Annotated in this window: 20 protein-coding genes; all 20 read right to left on the minus strand. The window is 52.9% G+C overall.

All coding sequences use genetic code 11. The features are described 5' to 3' along the window. Nucleotides 1-13: 13 nt before the first annotated feature. Nucleotides 14-466 carry a phage tail assembly chaperone gene (locus ACLHV9_RS18770; protein WP_407220951.1) on the minus strand — a complete coding sequence of 151 codons (453 nt, stop codon included), beginning with the start codon at nucleotides 464-466 and terminating at the stop codon, nucleotides 14-16. Between the two features lie 3 nt (nucleotides 467-469). After that, on the minus strand, nucleotides 470-910 hold the full coding sequence (locus ACLHV9_RS18775) for a DUF3277 family protein (protein WP_114675971.1): 441 nt from the start codon (nucleotides 908-910) through the stop codon (nucleotides 470-472). Between the two features lie 11 nt (nucleotides 911-921). Continuing rightward, entirely contained in the window at nucleotides 922-2,067 is a 1,146-nt protein-coding gene (locus ACLHV9_RS18780) for a DUF3383 family protein (protein ID WP_016247453.1), read from the minus strand. Nucleotides 2,068-2,070: 3 nt separating this feature from the next. Beyond that, nucleotides 2,071-2,616, minus strand: coding sequence for a hypothetical protein (locus ACLHV9_RS18785; RefSeq protein ID WP_047364200.1), 546 nt, complete (start codon nucleotides 2,614-2,616; stop codon nucleotides 2,071-2,073). Further along, a complete protein-coding gene (locus ACLHV9_RS18790) occupies nucleotides 2,609-3,013 on the minus strand; it encodes a hypothetical protein (protein WP_032625723.1) in 405 nt (134 codons plus the stop codon). Before ACLHV9_RS18790 ends, ACLHV9_RS18785 begins: the two co-directional genes overlap by 8 nt. Continuing rightward, complete coding sequence (locus tag ACLHV9_RS18795) at nucleotides 3,013-3,519, minus strand: hypothetical protein (protein WP_407220952.1); 507 nt, start codon at nucleotides 3,517-3,519, stop codon at nucleotides 3,013-3,015. Before ACLHV9_RS18795 ends, ACLHV9_RS18790 begins: the two co-directional genes overlap by 1 nt. Then, nucleotides 3,519-3,935 carry a DUF4054 domain-containing protein gene (locus ACLHV9_RS18800; protein ID WP_407220953.1) on the minus strand — a complete coding sequence of 139 codons (417 nt, stop codon included), beginning with the start codon at nucleotides 3,933-3,935 and terminating at the stop codon, nucleotides 3,519-3,521. Before ACLHV9_RS18800 ends, ACLHV9_RS18795 begins: the two co-directional genes overlap by 1 nt. Next, nucleotides 3,904-4,185 (minus strand): STY1053 family phage-associated protein, encoded by a 282-nt coding sequence (locus ACLHV9_RS18805; protein ID WP_407220954.1) that lies wholly within the window; start codon nucleotides 4,183-4,185, stop codon nucleotides 3,904-3,906. The genes ACLHV9_RS18800 and ACLHV9_RS18805 overlap by 32 nt, the downstream gene beginning before the upstream one ends. Nucleotides 4,186-4,227: 42 nt before the next feature. Then, complete coding sequence (locus ACLHV9_RS18810) at nucleotides 4,228-5,169, minus strand: DUF2184 domain-containing protein (protein ID WP_058690847.1); 942 nt, start codon at nucleotides 5,167-5,169, stop codon at nucleotides 4,228-4,230. A 13-nt stretch (nucleotides 5,170-5,182) separates the two neighbouring features. Beyond that, the gene (locus tag ACLHV9_RS18815; protein WP_199557761.1) at nucleotides 5,183-5,677 is read right to left on the minus strand and encodes a hypothetical protein; all 495 of its coding nucleotides are present in this window, start codon (nucleotides 5,675-5,677) and stop codon (nucleotides 5,183-5,185) included. A 3-nt stretch (nucleotides 5,678-5,680) separates the two neighbouring features. Further along, nucleotides 5,681-6,883 (minus strand): DUF2213 domain-containing protein, encoded by a 1,203-nt coding sequence (locus ACLHV9_RS18820; RefSeq protein WP_284961540.1) that lies wholly within the window; start codon nucleotides 6,881-6,883, stop codon nucleotides 5,681-5,683. A gap of 261 nt (nucleotides 6,884-7,144) precedes the next feature. Then, nucleotides 7,145-7,678: a phage minor head protein gene (locus tag ACLHV9_RS18825; protein WP_228861693.1), complete on the minus strand. Its 534-nt coding sequence runs from the start codon at nucleotides 7,676-7,678 to the stop codon at nucleotides 7,145-7,147. 70 nt (nucleotides 7,679-7,748) lie between these two features. Next, nucleotides 7,749-9,200 carry a DUF1073 domain-containing protein gene (locus tag ACLHV9_RS18830; RefSeq protein ID WP_407220955.1) on the minus strand — a complete coding sequence of 484 codons (1,452 nt, stop codon included), beginning with the start codon at nucleotides 9,198-9,200 and terminating at the stop codon, nucleotides 7,749-7,751. 5 nt (nucleotides 9,201-9,205) lie between these two features. Beyond that, nucleotides 9,206-10,822: a TerL protein gene (locus ACLHV9_RS18835; protein ID WP_407220956.1), complete on the minus strand. Its 1,617-nt coding sequence runs from the start codon at nucleotides 10,820-10,822 to the stop codon at nucleotides 9,206-9,208. Nucleotides 10,823-11,020: 198 nt separating this feature from the next. Next, nucleotides 11,021-11,623, minus strand: coding sequence for a hypothetical protein (locus ACLHV9_RS18840; RefSeq protein WP_407220957.1), 603 nt, complete (start codon nucleotides 11,621-11,623; stop codon nucleotides 11,021-11,023). A 246-nt stretch (nucleotides 11,624-11,869) separates the two neighbouring features. Then, nucleotides 11,870-12,874: a tyrosine-type recombinase/integrase gene (locus ACLHV9_RS18845; protein ID WP_407220958.1), complete on the minus strand. Its 1,005-nt coding sequence runs from the start codon at nucleotides 12,872-12,874 to the stop codon at nucleotides 11,870-11,872. Nucleotides 12,875-12,950: 76 nt separating this feature from the next. Continuing rightward, on the minus strand, nucleotides 12,951-13,496 hold the full coding sequence (locus ACLHV9_RS18850) for a hypothetical protein (protein ID WP_407220959.1): 546 nt from the start codon (nucleotides 13,494-13,496) through the stop codon (nucleotides 12,951-12,953). Then, on the minus strand, nucleotides 13,493-13,933 hold the full coding sequence (locus ACLHV9_RS18855; protein WP_407220960.1) for a lysozyme: 441 nt from the start codon (nucleotides 13,931-13,933) through the stop codon (nucleotides 13,493-13,495). Before ACLHV9_RS18855 ends, ACLHV9_RS18850 begins: the two co-directional genes overlap by 4 nt. Beyond that, entirely contained in the window at nucleotides 13,933-14,208 is a 276-nt protein-coding gene (locus ACLHV9_RS18860) for a phage holin family protein (protein ID WP_063931087.1), read from the minus strand. Before ACLHV9_RS18860 ends, ACLHV9_RS18855 begins: the two co-directional genes overlap by 1 nt. Then, on the minus strand, nucleotides 14,205-14,603 hold the full coding sequence (locus ACLHV9_RS18865; protein WP_032666047.1) for a putative holin: 399 nt from the start codon (nucleotides 14,601-14,603) through the stop codon (nucleotides 14,205-14,207). The genes ACLHV9_RS18860 and ACLHV9_RS18865 overlap by 4 nt, the downstream gene beginning before the upstream one ends. Nucleotides 14,604-14,618: the final 15 nt, after the last annotated feature.

Below are 14,618 nucleotides of genomic sequence, written 5' to 3' on the forward strand. Positions count from 1 at the left end.
AGGCTGTTGAGGGTTAACCCTGAGGCTGGCCCGGCATCGCGCTGGTAGGGCTCACGGGCAAAAAATTTCCCAGTGAATCGGCGACCACCCGCGCCACCAGCTGCAGCATGGTCAGCAGGTCGATGTCATCGAACATCAGCTGACCGCTGTTGAATACCGGCGTCCATCCGTCCATGTGCCTGCGTGACACCACGGCCAGGCACGGATGAATAATCGCGTTGGTGTCTTCTTCGGTCAGGGAAGACAGTTCCTCAGCGATGCGCGGGAGCAGGGTTTCAAACACCGGTTTCAGTTGATCAAATTTCACGATGTCGATTTTGCCATCAGCAGGCAGAAGGGAGCGAATGCTCCCGAAATCTGACATCATGCCCGCCAGCACCGGCAGCAGCTTGCGGGTCACTTTCAGCTGGTCAAAAACGCTGAGTTTTGCCACGCGGTAATCGTGGCCTTTGATTGAGCATTCCATCTGTTAAAACTCTCCGAGAACCTGGTCGATTTTGCCGCAGTCAAACACCCAGGGCATCGTATTACCGGCTTTAGCGTTGGCGTTATCCGGCTGTTTCTGGAACGCCACGCTGCGCGCCGTGATGATGTCTCCGCTCACCTTGTTTCGGATCACAATGACGTTATTTCCCCAGGTACCTGAGGACTGACTCTGCGCGTTGTACGCCAGCGACAGCTTTTTGTTTGTCGGTGAGGTCTTCAGCAGGTTGACGGTTACCGTGCCGCTTTTATCCGCGTGCAGGCTGTGCATCACTTCGCCATCAGCACCAATTGTCATGGTGTTTTTAGGACCGCCCATTGCAACGGTGATCCCCTCCTCTGAACTGGCGGAACCGTAACCCAGATCAATCTCGCCGGTTGGGCCGGAGAGGGACGCCGTGACGTCCATAAAAGAATAAGTAGTCATTCATGTTCTCCTTAGCGAACGACGTTGATCTGCACATCAGCGAAATGAACCGCACCCGCCAGCTTACAGGCCACCTGAATAACCGGTGCCTTACGTGCTTCACGGTCTGCCTGCGCCTGCTCTGAAATCGGCTGCGCGTAGACGTAATAGCCTTTTGTTAGCGTATCGCCGGAATCCAGCTGCCCAATCGGGCCACCGTTCCATACGCCAGCAGCCACCAGCCCGTTCGTGACGGACTGATCCATAGACTGCTCAACATTGGAAAGCAGACGCGTAACGCCAGCATCGGTCTGTGGGACTTTGGTTGTGCTGGTGTAGAGCAGGTTGTAGAGGTTGGTCTGAACGTAGTTCTGCAGCCAGTCGAGCCCGTGGCGTTCGTCGAAGAAATCACCGCTGGACATGACGCCCTGCTGCAGGATGGCCGTATCGTTCTGGTAGTACACAAATACGTTGCAGTTTTTGGCATCCAGCGCCGCCGCCTGATTGGTGGTCAGGGTTTCATAGGTGATGCCCGGCTCCTGCTTGAATTTCAGTGTAATGGTGGTGTTGCTGCCGTTGAAATTCACCGTGAACGCGCGACCAAATGCAGACAGTGCGGCGTACTTGCTGCTGGTGGAATACTGCACAAACGTGCGAGCGTATTTTGCCGCCTTCAGCTTATAAGCCAGGTCGGTAGTGGAGGTCGCGTTTACCGTCTCAGGCTCTGCAGTGGTAATCGCCAGAATGCGGCTGAGACTGGAGGCCTCGATCGCAGCGGCCACGCTCAGCCAGTCGGCATCGTCGATATCTTCATCGTCAGCCACGGCCAGGCCGTACCAGTTCGTGTAATTCAAAACGGCGTTCACCGCCTGCAGCAGCGTTTCCGTCGAACCGCTTTCAGCCGATACCAGCGTTTTAGCCCAGCGACCGACATACACCTGCTGAGGTTTCGGTGACTGTGAGAAATACACCGTAGCGGCTTCATATTCCGGGCTATCCACGCCGAAATCTGTGCCGATATCTTCCGGGGATGAGTAGAGGCGAATGCGCTCAGAAACCGGGATAACCGTTGAGCTCCCGAGAATGAGCAGCGAACCAAAATTTCGACCAGTAGCCGCACGCGGCCCAATGATCACGTCGACATTCACGACGTTAGATACAGGTAATCCCTGCGGCATAATTTAGTCTCCGAAAAATGAGACGGGCGCATCTTTCAGCGTCCGGACGTTGTAGGTACGAATGTTTTTGCGGGACAACGTGATGGTGAGGTCATAGCGCCTCACCCACTGGTTATTAATGAGCTCTGGCAGGTTGTAGATAGTCCCGGCCTCCACCAGCGAAAGCCCCGAGCGATTCAGCTCGGCGTTGTTTTGCTCGACAAATATCCCCGCGCGGAAAGTTGATGCAGTATTGGCCCCCAGAGGGCCATAGAAGCAGCAAATCACCGTTACCTGTTCCCATGTCCATTGCTCGGACTGTTCTTCCGAAACCTGAACATCGGACTGGCTTAACGGCTGAGGAACGGTAGTGATACCGAAGGCGCACCACGTTACCCCGTTGTTGGGGATCTGCGGTTGCGGGTCAGTCCATCGGGGGAAAACAAGAGCGGCCGGCAAGCCAGAAACACCACGAATCCACCGGCTGATTTCACGCTCCAGCGCCTCGTCATACTGGGGGCTATCCCCGACAGGCGTCAGATAACCGCGCGCGGTGCTGTCGTTACTCAACTGGCGTCCCTCCGTTAAAGTCCACCAGCTCACAATGCGCCTGGACGAATCCGGCGCCGTAACTGGTGTACGGATCGACAAATGTCACCCGGTAAGCACGTCCGTTATAGCTCACGATATCGGCATCAAGTCGCGGGGCGCTGTCTGTACCGGGCTGGCCCTGGGTTAATCTGAACTGCGTCACGATGAGGATCGCGCCGCTGATGTTCTGGCCTGCCGCCATTCGCCTGGCTTCCAGAGAACGGTCAACCGTCACCACGCCAGAGAACGGGATATCCTGAGCTGTGTTTTTCGTGAAATTGTCCTCATCCACCGTCTGAACCTGCCGGTGACATACCAGACTGGTGTCCATGAAGTCGGGATCGAGAAGAACATCGCTCACATCGAGAAGAGGCATTATTTTTTCCTCACGACGTAGTTAATTGAGCGCAGCAGGTAACCGTGGGCATACAGCGGCTTTTCGCCTGGAATGCCCTCGGCCCTTCTGCGTTCGAGGGTTTTCTCAGAAAGCGGGTGCAATCTGTCGCCAGCTCCGATAACGGCTTTTGCAGCGTCACGGGCAATCTGTCCGGCGCTCTCCAGCTCACTCACTGCTGCTTCAGTCTGCCCCTCCAGCGCGGCGGTTGCCGCTGCCTTGAGGTGTGCAGTGGTTCGGGGTTTTGAATCCTCGATCCCCATATCCAGAAAAGGACGCGGGGGAAGCGTGACCGTTGTACCGTCGATTTCCACCGTTGCGCCCGTCGAGTGGAGGTAGCCCAGTTCCGCGTTATTAATCGGAGAGCCATCCTCACGCCCTGCCTTGTCCTCAGGTATTCCCACCAGCACATCCATTCCGGATAGCTGCCGGAGGGATTCCAGAACAGCCACGGCGTTATCAGCGCGAACAGTTAACCCACTTTTCATTATGGTGTTCCCAGTTGTATCGCTCCCGCACCGAATATCATGAGGTATTCCCAGAATTCGGAACCGTAGCGAGTGTTATTCCAGAACCCGGCATCAGGATTAAGCGTCACACTTGCGTCATAGCTGGCAGAAACCTTATCCACTGACTTTGAAGTCTGAACACCACTATTCGCACCACCAGCGCCCCCTACAGACGACGAGCGCATGTCAGCGGCATAAAGTGTCATGTAATGCGCCACGAACAATTCAACGACATAGGGGAAAATATCCTCCCCAAACCGGGACTCGCTCATCAAAACATCTGCCAGAGCGAGACGGGCCTGTATCATCGTGGTGGGAAATTTGGTTTCATCAGCGAACTGCGGGAAGTCAGAGCGGAATTTCTCAGACGTCGGCAGGCTTTGGTTTTTTGCCATTGGCTTTAGCCTCTGCAAGTTGCTCCTCAAGCTCAGCAATGCGGGTTGCCTGCTCTGCCACCAGCGCTTCCAGATCAGCAATACGCGGATCATCTGCCAGCGCAGGGGCTTCGCCATCTGGCGAGCAATGCGCTTTCACAAACCAGTGATCAGCAACGTCATTTTCAACGTCATGAAACCCGGGGGTAAAAGCCTTGATGCTGGCTCCATCGTTAAAGTTAAACGCAGACAGCACATAGATTTTTTTCATAGCAGTTCCTCAGGAAAGCCCCCGCTTCCGGGGGCTACTGGCTTAAATGCCGTCCATGTAGTTAAGGGTTTCCGGGTAGACCGGTTCAACAGCACCCAGCTTTCCGTAGTAGGTTACGAGCTGGTAGATGCCGCGATACTGGATCGGCACGCTCTGCAGGGGAACCATAGGGAAGCGCACAAACTTTTTATCGTTCGTGTATGCGACCATACGATCTTTGTTTGCAACGCCACGGCCGATGGCCCATTTCACAGGGCGGATGTTCAGCGGCTTGCCGTTCTGGTGGAAAGCAATTGTGTTGGTTTCCAGATAGGTCAGCAGTGACTGATTACCTGCAGATGAAACGATAGTGCTTGCCAGGAAAGAATATTGGTCTGGCGGGATCAGCAAGTCTTCCGGGACTTTTGAATATGCGGAACGGGTCCACGCATTGCTCAGTACTTGGTTAATACTGGCGCGGATTTCGTCAGGGGTAGAAGTCGCCCAAGTTTTCGCCGCGTTCGTTGGGGTTACCTGAGACAGGTTCAAAAGCCCCTTTGCACCTTTTGCAGCGTCTCCGATATACACCTGCTCATCCGTGTCCATGTTCCATTTGAGCTGCATGCCATCGTACTTCTGGGTGTCAATCGGACGGCCAACCTGAGCGGCGGCGGCGAGTTCAACCACGGTCCAGCCCAGCTCCATCCCCCACAGTTCCAGAGGAAAGCCTGTTTTTGTGATATCGACATTCAGCCCGGAGATGGCAGTAGCTAGCTGGTTGATCCAGTTCTTACCGTTTGCATTCGGAGAGCCAGCGGCCGCAAACGTGGTGTTGGTGAAAGAGCTCATCTCATCTGCGATAGAAACATCTTCACGCAGTTCGATATCGCGGCTCCACGTCTGGGAGGTCAACGGCAGGTTCAGCGTCTGGTCGAGTCGCTCCAGCTCGTGAACCAGAAAAGCACCAGTGCTGTCGACTGTTGCCTGATCAAAGGTCATTGGCATTTGTCATGCTCCCTTAAATGTTATATGCCAGTTCAATGTTGCCGTCGGCGTCGCCGGGACCATTGAAATAGGCGTTGGTGATCTGAACGGTGTTTGTATCGTCCGCAGCCGCGAGGAAAGCGCCCAGCGGGCTTGCTGCGGTCGGAGTGCCGACGCGCATAAATACCGGGGCATAGAGAGCAACAGCAGAGGCGTCACCACCGATATTGACCGTGACATAACCGCGTTTCAGGTTGTCGCCGGCAAAGTTGTAGCCGGTGCCAACCTGGCGAATCTTGTCGGGCTGCGAAGCCGTCGGATAAGGGCGAACAAAAATCCCCGCCATTACTGTCACCGGGTCGGCTGCCTCGATGGGAACAAACTTACCCCCGACAATCTTCCCGCCCAGCCCATACGCCGGGAACGGTTTAGTTGCATCGAGAATATGCGGTTCTACGGTTAAATCCTGTGGGCGTGAAATACCCCCGGCAATGCCCGCAGGCATCCGGTAAAGAATGGTGTTAGCCATGTTTTAGCCTCGTTTAGCCCAGAGTTCTTTCGCGGCTTTATTGATTTCCGCGATAGATTTTGTGGTGTTGGTGGTCATCGTGCGAAAACTGTCGACAGTCTGCGCTGCGGTATTGCGGTTTTTAGCCAGCTCAGACACGGCGTTAAACGCCATATCTACGGTGGCTTTTTTCAGGCCGGTGACATCCGCATCGCCAACGATGGAACGAACCAGCGCCTGATCGGCAGAAGCCAGAACCTGACGTTTAAACGCAGTTGGTTTCGCCTTCGTCGGGAGTTGGATGCCTGGCTGAATCAGATCTGCACGATAAGCAGCATCGCCAGTAACTGCCCCCTCCTCCTCACCTTTTTCGTCTTCATCTTCATCAACCGTCGCTGGATTGGATGGGGTGAGTTTTGCCACGGCCTCAATGAGCGCTTTACCCCACGCAGGGATATCTTCTTGCGCATCAGTCGTGACAGGCAGCGTTGGCGCAGGCATAGGGTTTTGAGGTGAGAGGTTGATAACCACCCCCCCAGGGGTCATGGATGACGTTACATCGTCGTTATCACCAGTCATATTTTCTGGTGGGTTATCGATCAAGTTCGCCATTTCGGCGGCGTCGTTGGTTTTACGGGCCTTTAAAAGCCGGGTAAACCAGTTTTTAGTAGTGCTCGGCATAGCGTCTCCCAGTGCACAACGTGAACCAGCCCGCCCGTTAGGGACTAAGGCCAGGTGATTACCGGTGATCGCATACTGCTCTGCGACACCCGGCGAGATTTGACGGTAGTCGGCGTCATAGCCGCAACTAACCTCATCGTCTCCGTCTTCAACCGCCTGAATAGCTTCCGGCGTCTTGACGATGACATCAGCCAGCAGCAGATCAGAGTTTGCCCCCTCTCCGCGTCTGACATTCTGAATATGACCGTTTGCCAGCCTGCGCCAGTTTTCCGGCGTGACAAAAATGATGTTGCCACCGAAGTCTTTCGGGTGGCCTATAGTGACGTTCATCCCCTCGAACGACGCGATAGTGCGTTCACTAAATACCTCTTCAGGTGTTCGGCGGACAACAATCAGCCCGTCGCTGTCAGGGGTTAATTCAGGCAGCTCTTGCGCGCCATAGACCTGTTCTCCGGTTCGCCCGATAGGTACGTCTTTGAAAAGAATCGAACCATCGGCCAATTGAAAACGGGAGTTCCCAAGGCGGGTTTTAAAGAAATATTTCATGGGTTACCTGCTTGATTACGGGCAACAAAAAAGCCGCTCAATGGCGACCTTGTGAGATGGGAAAAATGTTCGAAATAACGGTCTATTTAACATAAGGGTTCTTACCCGCACCGACGAAAAAGGACTCGATTAAAATGTCCCCTTAAAGCCGTAAAAGTAGCGGTTAACTGGGTTGAAAATCGGCCTTTTCGAATGCAACATTTTCATAACATTTCACGGGTATTGCAGTTCGCATGAAATGAATGCCCAAAGCCGTATTTTTCATTTTCTCGGAGCAGGAATCTGTACCTCAGGCCAGCATTCGCAGTTCGGTAAACATCCGGCGTGCCCGGTCATACCATCCAGCGTTGGAGGGTTATCCCAGCGGACAAATTTATCTTTCATTTTCCGATGTGACGGGCGGGTGCCAGCACCATGAATACGCCACCAGTAGCCCTCTGAGCCAACCGAAAGGGCTCTGGCCTGCGTCAGCGCGCCGGTAGCTCTTCCAATCTCTGTACGGGCAATCAGCTGCGCCCTGCTGGCGGCCACGTCACCGGAGGCCATGATCATCTCGTAGAGCTCGTCCGGACGTTCGCCAGTGATAACCGCCTGCATTGCGCGCTGTTGTATGTCCATCACGCGATCAGCTGCTTCCAGCGGCAGGGACTTCATCAGCTGAATCTGGCGGTACACGATATCCTGCGCCACCAGCCCGACGGGGGTATTACCCACCACATCACGCAGGCCAGCGCCGATTTCCTCTGATACCGATTTCCACTGATTCCATTCCTCCCGCTCGACCTGGGCAAACATCCTTCGCCCGACCTGCTCTGCCCAATCACTGATTACTTCGGAATAGTCCACCAGCGTTTTCGAAATACTGTCAGCGCTCCCCTGTGAACCATCGTACGTACCATCTACGATCTGACCTATCTGGTTTGCTATCGCCAACAGGCTTTTGCGGTACTGGATTTCCGATCGTCGGCGGAGGGATGGTTTCAGATTCATCCTCCTCCCACTGGGACTTCGCATTGTTAATGTCCTCGTCAGTGATTGATGCACCAATACCCGTCACGCGCGCCGTTTCCCTGAGGTCGGTAAGTGCCGCTGCAGGAGGCATTCCAAGTTCACGCACAGCAGTAGCCAGCGCGTTAGTGGTGTTGGTTGCAACGGTTGAACGATCAACATCTGACATCTGCCAGAGGGGATTAAATTCGAATGCAAAATCGGCTGGCAATGGTTCGCCAAATTCAGAACGATGGAGGACATCATAAAGGAGCCTGACAGGCGCTCTTAAGACGTTTTCCTGAAGAGCACCGATATCGTCGTAGTAATTCGCCAGATCAGCATCACCCGTTGAAAAACCTTTCGGCGATTGGCGAAATAACCGAACAAGGGGAATGCCTACGGCACCGGCAATATCTTCCTTAAATTCACTCAGAAGGTCTGATAATCCAGCAAAAGTATAGGAATGTGTCTCAAAAGTATCTTCTGAATCAAAAAGAGACATTCCCTCATTTGTCTGGAACTCACGAACCATATCCATCTGTTTTATTAGTGCTTCTAATGGCTTCCCACCCATCGCGATGATTTCGCGAAGCTTCTTGATTTTTGCTGTTCGCAAATGTGCTTTGTAAGCCAGCTGCGCAGCACCAACGCTCGTGCTGTCATACGATGTCAGGCGGTCAAAGACTCTCTCAACAACAGACATCCCCCACTCATTTTCCGTGAGCGCCTGCTGATACGGGAGGGTAATACCATCCATTCGAATCAACCGGCTGTAGTTCACTGTCCAGGGGGGAATACCTTGCGCAGAAGTAACGATTTCGTAAGTTTCGGGTTTACCAAGCTCAGGCCCGAGTGTCTTGATACGTCGTCCGAGATTAGGGTTAATCATCCAACGATCGAGAACAGCGAGGCCTTTAAAACTGCCTTTTCCCACTTTATCCAGTACCAGCGGTGTCAGGGGGGCCTGTCCCTCAATAAGGATTAGCCCAACGGCACCACCATACAGTCTGGACCACTTCAGAATCAGGTTCAGCCGCTCCCAGAGTTTTAGCTCTTCAAATCGGGCCTCCAGAATCCCCCGCCGCTTTGGGTCAATTTCGCTGGTTATTCTGGCCCCTTTTTTTGTCATATCGTCGGGCTTTGCATCAACAGCTGCGCCGATGATCCACGAAGAACGATAAGCCCATTCCAACAGCAGACGATTGCGGCTGGTGTAATTGGCTCGGTAAGTTGACGCTGCATGCTGATTTGGCTGCTGCATGCCAACTCGCGCGACAAAGTTATCGTAAGAGTCGGCTGTGGCAACTCTTCCTGTTTTTTTCGCCATAGCTTTTATGCTCCGAGCTTAGACCAGATATCGAGAGAGGAATCCATCGGCGCATAGTTAATCATCACCGAGTCAGCCAGGTTAGGCGACTTAGTGCCATCAGGTTGCTTATTAACTGATATTTTCCCAACGCCATTAATGGAATAAGTCGGTTGTGAAAGCTCGATGATGAGTTTGTCTTTGCTTTCCATCGCACCGCTGATGGAAATGATTTCGTCAGGTTCGTAGGGCATCTTCTCGACCACTGCACGGTAGGTGTTTCTGAACAATTTGCGAAGATGCCACCAGCTCTGTGCTTTCGCGTTGGCGAAGAAATCCTTATTAAGCCGCGCATTCTGTCCGTTGTCGCCGCGCACGGCTTCGTCTTCAGGGTCAAACACACCACCACTGCCACGGAAAGGGGTAGCAAGCATGATTGGTCGCTGCTCAGCTTTACGTAGCTCATTGATGGCTCTGGCATCACCGCGAACACCAGCGCCCAGCCCATCCTCGTCAAAGCGAAACTCTTCGAGGCGATCTTCTTCGCAGAAACCGAAAACCTTCTCAACAGACTGGTAAATATCGCTGCCAACACCGGACCACTCCCGTACATTCTCAAGCAGGAAGCCGTGCCGGGTAGAAAATGAGTTTTTATCTCGCCCTTCGTCGGCGACATCCATTGCGCCAAGGCGTTTGCCGGTTGGAAGGATTCCCAATGTGATATGTGCATCGACGGCAGCCTGTACCCATTCAGAGGGGATCAGCACACCTTCAGCTGACGCGCTGTAGTTCAGGTCCAATTCCTGCGCCACAACAACCGGATTATCGATTTTGTCGCATTCCTTGCGATACCACTCATCGTCTTTACGTGGGTCGCTGCGCCAGTGGAAGGTAAACACAGGGATTTTCCCGCTGTGCCGTTTCTGGGCAAAAGGGTTTGCCATACCATTGACTGATGAAAGATCGATACGGCAGCGTGTTGTTTGAGAAAGAGAAGCCTCAATAAGCGCCGGTCGCTTAAGGAATGCTGACTCATCCACGAAATAAAGCGTGGTACGGTCACCACGTCCGATATTGTCACCTGCTTCCCCAGTAATTACTGAGCCGCTCTCCGGAAACTCCACCCGCATGTATGGTGCATGTTTCTTATAGTTCCAACCTCCCCGGAATTCGACGGGCAGCATTTCAACGAATTTGCGCGCTTTCCAAAACAGCGCTTTTGGGCTGCCGGTACTGTCGACATATTCCTCTTTACGGGAACCGAACCCGATCACCATTTCTTTGTTGAACAGGCAAAGCGAACAGGCCAGACCGATAGAGGTCCAGCTCAGACCCATTTCGCGGCTTTTTTCTGTCAGTCCGTTCTCTAGCCCCTTGCGGCGTTCCATGATCCAGTTTATCCACTCTTCCTGTTTCGGAAACAGCAAGAATGGTATGGACACGGGAAGACCAAAATCGAGGTTACGCGGGTCCGTCGTCATGCCCCAGTCGATGATGAACTGGGCTGGGTTAGTGCGGTAAAACTCACGGAGCGCCGGAAGCATTTCAGGTGCCTTCCTGATCCGCTCCAGCCTCTCCATTCTCCACTCATACACGGCGGTATAGTCCGGTTTGCGGAAGTCAAAGGGGAATGGGATCGGCACAGAAAAATTCCTCAAAAACGCCCCGATTTAACATAATGGTCGTTACCCGTACTGGCGTAACAGCACCCATCACGCAAACAGCGTGAAGCCTCTGTTTTGAACAGAAAAGTGGTCAAATAGGGATGAATAAAACGTGCATAAAACGGGTCCAAAAGTGCATAGCGTTTATTCGGTTCGAAACGCCTGTTTTTGCAATTTTCAGCCCATGAATTTTTTGTAGATATCTGCGGCCTCATGTGGGGACAGGTTCGCCGCGTCGGCTTTGGCTGCCTCGTCCATATTGGTGAACGATTCGAAAATTTTCGGTGCTCCCAGCTCCATAAGCAGGGTTGCCGGAACCTTTATCCCCTCTGCCTCAAGCAGCTGCGCCGCCTGTAGCGCGGTGTATTTACCGTCTACCTTGTGCTTCATCACCTCACGAAGCACATCACGCTGACGGTCCTCTTCCCCATAAACACTGCGGCCGAGTCCAAGAGCTTTGGCAAACACCGCAACATCATTGTGCGTTGGCAAAACATCCTCGACGGTTGTTTTCAGTCCATCAGGGGATTTGGTGACAATCTTTCGCTTCCGAACATCCAGGCTTTTACCTGCAACGTTGTTAATTTTTTCCATCAGAACTTCGCGAGCCTCGGTAAAGGCACGATTAAAATCGGCGTGTTCCTTGCGCCAGTTGCGGATAGTCGCCTCGTCAATTTCCAGTCGCTGGGCAACCATACGGTTTGAGATCTTGTTACGGGCCAGAGCCATATCAATAACGATACCGACGTAGGCCTTCTTAAAGCTATTTTTACGGGCCATACGCTTACCTGAAATCGGGTTCTGTTTATATTTTGTTCAAAATTATTTTTCCGCATTTTGCGTGCGGAATAATTCTGAGAAAAAATCTGCTCCGGGGCCGCAAGCCTGCTGGGTTTGAGTGCGGAATTAAAAACGTCAAAAAATGCGGAGTTATCGATTTTCCGTAAAAACTGCGATTTGATGCCCGGAGGCCGCGCAGAATGGGGAGATAGTGGATCGCCCTAATATTTCCACTATGTGGATAACTCAGTCCAAATCCATCTCCACCACTTCACCGAAAAGGTGACCGTAGACGTCCATTGTGGTTTTGATGTTCGAATGCCCAATAAGTCGGGAAACCTTCAGAATATCGACGCCTTTATTTGCCAGGCGAGATACAGCAAAGTGGCGAAGATGATGGAATCGCTTAATGCCATAGTCGTTCAGGGTTCTGACGAGAACGCCCTGAGTGCCGTAACTGGTAGCAAGGCATGCGCCGGTAAACTGATTGCAGATAAGAGGCTCAGAGGAACCCAGCTTATTTTTATCCAGCAACGCGAAAAGCTCACGCGGCATCCGTACCCGGCGCTCCACTCCTCTTTTCAGCCCCTCATGTATAACGCCGTCAACAACATGCCCCCGGATGTCGATCCAGTCGGCTGACACGTCGTTATAAGTAACCGCCAGAGCCTCACCAATACGCAGGCCACAAATCCCGAGCCAGCACGCGATACGCTCACGAACTGGCGCGTTATTCAGTAGCTCCCTGACCGATGATGATGGCGGTATGGTGATGGGTCGACGCTTCCGGCGCGCTGGACGGTCAACAGGGTTAAAAGTGATGAGCCGCTTTTCCACCAGCAGGAAGAAAGCCGAACGAATCCAGCGATGGCAGCCGGTGCGAACCGAATCAACGATATCGCGATGGCTGATATGGAGAATATTTTTTTCCAGTATCGGCCCGTCTACAGCGAGAAGATCGTGACGGCATTTCGTATATGACGACAGCCGTATGATATTTTTTTCCAGCTTGCCGGCCTGATACCCCAGATAAAACAGAATTAACTTTCGGAAAGTCCAGGAATGGTCTATTCCGGTCCAGCTGGCGGTTCGACAATCCAGCTCGATATTCTGTTTTTGCCAGAAAAGATGTGCGGCATCATCAATATTCTTAAAAATGCGGCGGCGTCCATGACCGGATTTTTCATCCTTCCAGTGGACGTAATATTTTGATTGTCCAATGGCATCATTGGATTCTTTTATCGAAGCCATGCTGAACAATCCTCACTCAAAAAACATTATCAAAGCCACTCAGTGAATGGCTTTTGTAATGTCACGCTGGCAATAGTCATTGCCTGCCCTTCTCAATTTCACGTATTCCATCCAGCTGGTTATTCGCTTTTTCGATGGCGCCCAGTAGTGGCTTGATCCAGAGAACAGCTTGGCAATAAGTCAGCGCGCTGGTGGTAGTGGTGCTATCACCGGCTGCGTCAGCGTTCCCGGAATCGGTGTGCATTGCGCTGGCACGTAAACTGTTCGCGTAGCTGAGCAGCCCACCAGCGACATCAGCAGGAACAGGCAGATCACAGGTTTTTTCACGGCGGAGGATCTCCCGATATTCGATAACAGTTTTATCGGCGCTGGCATCAATCAGTGAATTTAGTCGGCTGGCGTTTTCGGCCACCTGGTTAAACCGGTTGAAGTTGAAAGCCTGAGCAGCGATAACCGTCCCCTGCAAGTTGTTGTCACTGCGCAGAACGTCATTATCACTCTTCAGCGTAGCAACGTCAGAGCGGCTATTTGCCAGCAGGACACACAGCACGGCGACTACAGCAATGACGGCCACCAGCAGTATCAGACGCCATGAGGCTTTAATATCAGCAAGGGTAATCACGACAGGAACAGAGCACGCTCCGCCTCACGCCGACGAGTCAGCCCAGTCAGGACTTTGCCACCGGCTTTATTCCAGCGCAGGAACTCGTCGGCAGCGCCAGCGTAATCACCGGCGTTGAGTTTGCGCAGGAGGGTCGATGTCGACAGGGAGCGAGCACCAAGGTTATACGTGAACGACACCAGCGCATCGAACCGCCCCTGAGTCAGCCCAACCTTGACCAGGCGCGAGACGTCATTTTCGTAGCTGACAAGCCCAGTTTTCAGAAGGCGCTCTGCTGTATCCTGTTTAATCGTCATCCCGGCACGAATTGGCTTTCCATCGACAGGCTGAGTCCACCCGTAACCAATCGTCCAGACGCCTACGCTGTCCTGGTAAGCGGCAAGCTTGCATCCTTCAAACTCTTTAATCAGGGAAATCCCTTTATCACTGGTTTGCATTACGTTGCCCTCACAAATTTTGCCAGGTTCCCACCGGCAACCCATACCGCAACGCAAACTGTCGCATTCAGCATGAATTCACCAGGGTCAACCTGCATGTAATCGCCGTGGATGATCCGGAATGCGGTATACCCGGCTGACAGAATTATCAGATACGCAAACAATGAGACGCCGCGCCGGTATGATTTTCCCGTCTTGTTGAAGAACATCAGACGGAACATTATCAGCAGGCAAACCACCGCGTTTGCGTGAAGAATCAGCGAATCCCATATCATTCATCACCCCCATCCAGTCCGGGAAGGCTCCCGTTTTTGGATTTGGACAAAATGCGAAGAAGGATAGCGACCGAAATGGATGCAGCCACCAGCGCGCCGATATTTGGTGATACTTCGATGGTCACTGGTGGTGTCAGCAAACTCAGTGCTGAGTTAATAACGCCAGCCATAATTGTCGCCATAGGCACCGCGAACGAGACGCCGCCAAGAAACGAAATAATCGCGAATACCGCCTGTTTCCATATCTGGTGCGGCTCAGACGTCAACACATAGAGCGCAGCACCTCCGAGGGAGAAAAGCATTACGCCGGGAGTGGCTTCGGGAAAGAGGGTAGCAAGCGTCACCCCCACAGTCCCGGCAGCAAACCCACCAGCTACAGTTAATGGATCAGACATAAGATTTCCGTGTGT

This window comes from Enterobacter sp. CPE_E890 (genome assembly GCF_046521475.1).
Classification (GTDB): domain Bacteria; phylum Pseudomonadota; class Gammaproteobacteria; order Enterobacterales; family Enterobacteriaceae; genus Enterobacter; species Enterobacter adelaidei.

Coding starts and splice junctions, on each gene's coding strand:
- ACLHV9_RS18770 (WP_407220951.1), bottom strand. CDS start 466: ATGGAATGCTCAATCAAAGGCCACGATTACCGCGTGGCAAAACTCAGC.
- ACLHV9_RS18775 (WP_114675971.1), bottom strand. CDS start 910: ATGACTACTTATTCTTTTATGGACGTCACGGCGTCCCTCTCCGGCCCA.
- ACLHV9_RS18780 (WP_016247453.1), bottom strand. CDS start 2,067: ATGCCGCAGGGATTACCTGTATCTAACGTCGTGAATGTCGACGTGATC.
- ACLHV9_RS18790 (WP_032625723.1), bottom strand. CDS start 3,013: ATGCCTCTTCTCGATGTGAGCGATGTTCTTCTCGATCCCGACTTCATG.
- ACLHV9_RS18795 (WP_407220952.1), bottom strand. CDS start 3,519: ATGAAAAGTGGGTTAACTGTTCGCGCTGATAACGCCGTGGCTGTTCTG.
- ACLHV9_RS18800 (WP_407220953.1), bottom strand. CDS start 3,935: ATGGCAAAAAACCAAAGCCTGCCGACGTCTGAGAAATTCCGCTCTGAC.
- ACLHV9_RS18805 (WP_407220954.1), bottom strand. CDS start 4,185: ATGAAAAAAATCTATGTGCTGTCTGCGTTTAACTTTAACGATGGAGCC.
- ACLHV9_RS18810 (WP_058690847.1), bottom strand. CDS start 5,169: ATGCCAATGACCTTTGATCAGGCAACAGTCGACAGCACTGGTGCTTTT.
- ACLHV9_RS18815 (WP_199557761.1), bottom strand. CDS start 5,677: ATGGCTAACACCATTCTTTACCGGATGCCTGCGGGCATTGCCGGGGGT.
- ACLHV9_RS18820 (WP_284961540.1), bottom strand. CDS start 6,883: ATGAAATATTTCTTTAAAACCCGCCTTGGGAACTCCCGTTTTCAATTG.
- ACLHV9_RS18825 (WP_228861693.1), bottom strand. CDS start 7,678: ATGTTTGCCCAGGTCGAGCGGGAGGAATGGAATCAGTGGAAATCGGTA.
- ACLHV9_RS18830 (WP_407220955.1), bottom strand. CDS start 9,200: ATGGCGAAAAAAACAGGAAGAGTTGCCACAGCCGACTCTTACGATAAC.
- ACLHV9_RS18840 (WP_407220957.1), bottom strand. CDS start 11,623: ATGGCCCGTAAAAATAGCTTTAAGAAGGCCTACGTCGGTATCGTTATT.
- ACLHV9_RS18845 (WP_407220958.1), bottom strand. CDS start 12,874: ATGGCTTCGATAAAAGAATCCAATGATGCCATTGGACAATCAAAATAT.
- ACLHV9_RS18855 (WP_407220960.1), bottom strand. CDS start 13,933: ATGCAAACCAGTGATAAAGGGATTTCCCTGATTAAAGAGTTTGAAGGA.
- ACLHV9_RS18860 (WP_063931087.1), bottom strand. CDS start 14,208: ATGATATGGGATTCGCTGATTCTTCACGCAAACGCGGTGGTTTGCCTG.
- ACLHV9_RS18865 (WP_032666047.1), bottom strand. CDS start 14,603: ATGTCTGATCCATTAACTGTAGCTGGTGGGTTTGCTGCCGGGACTGTG.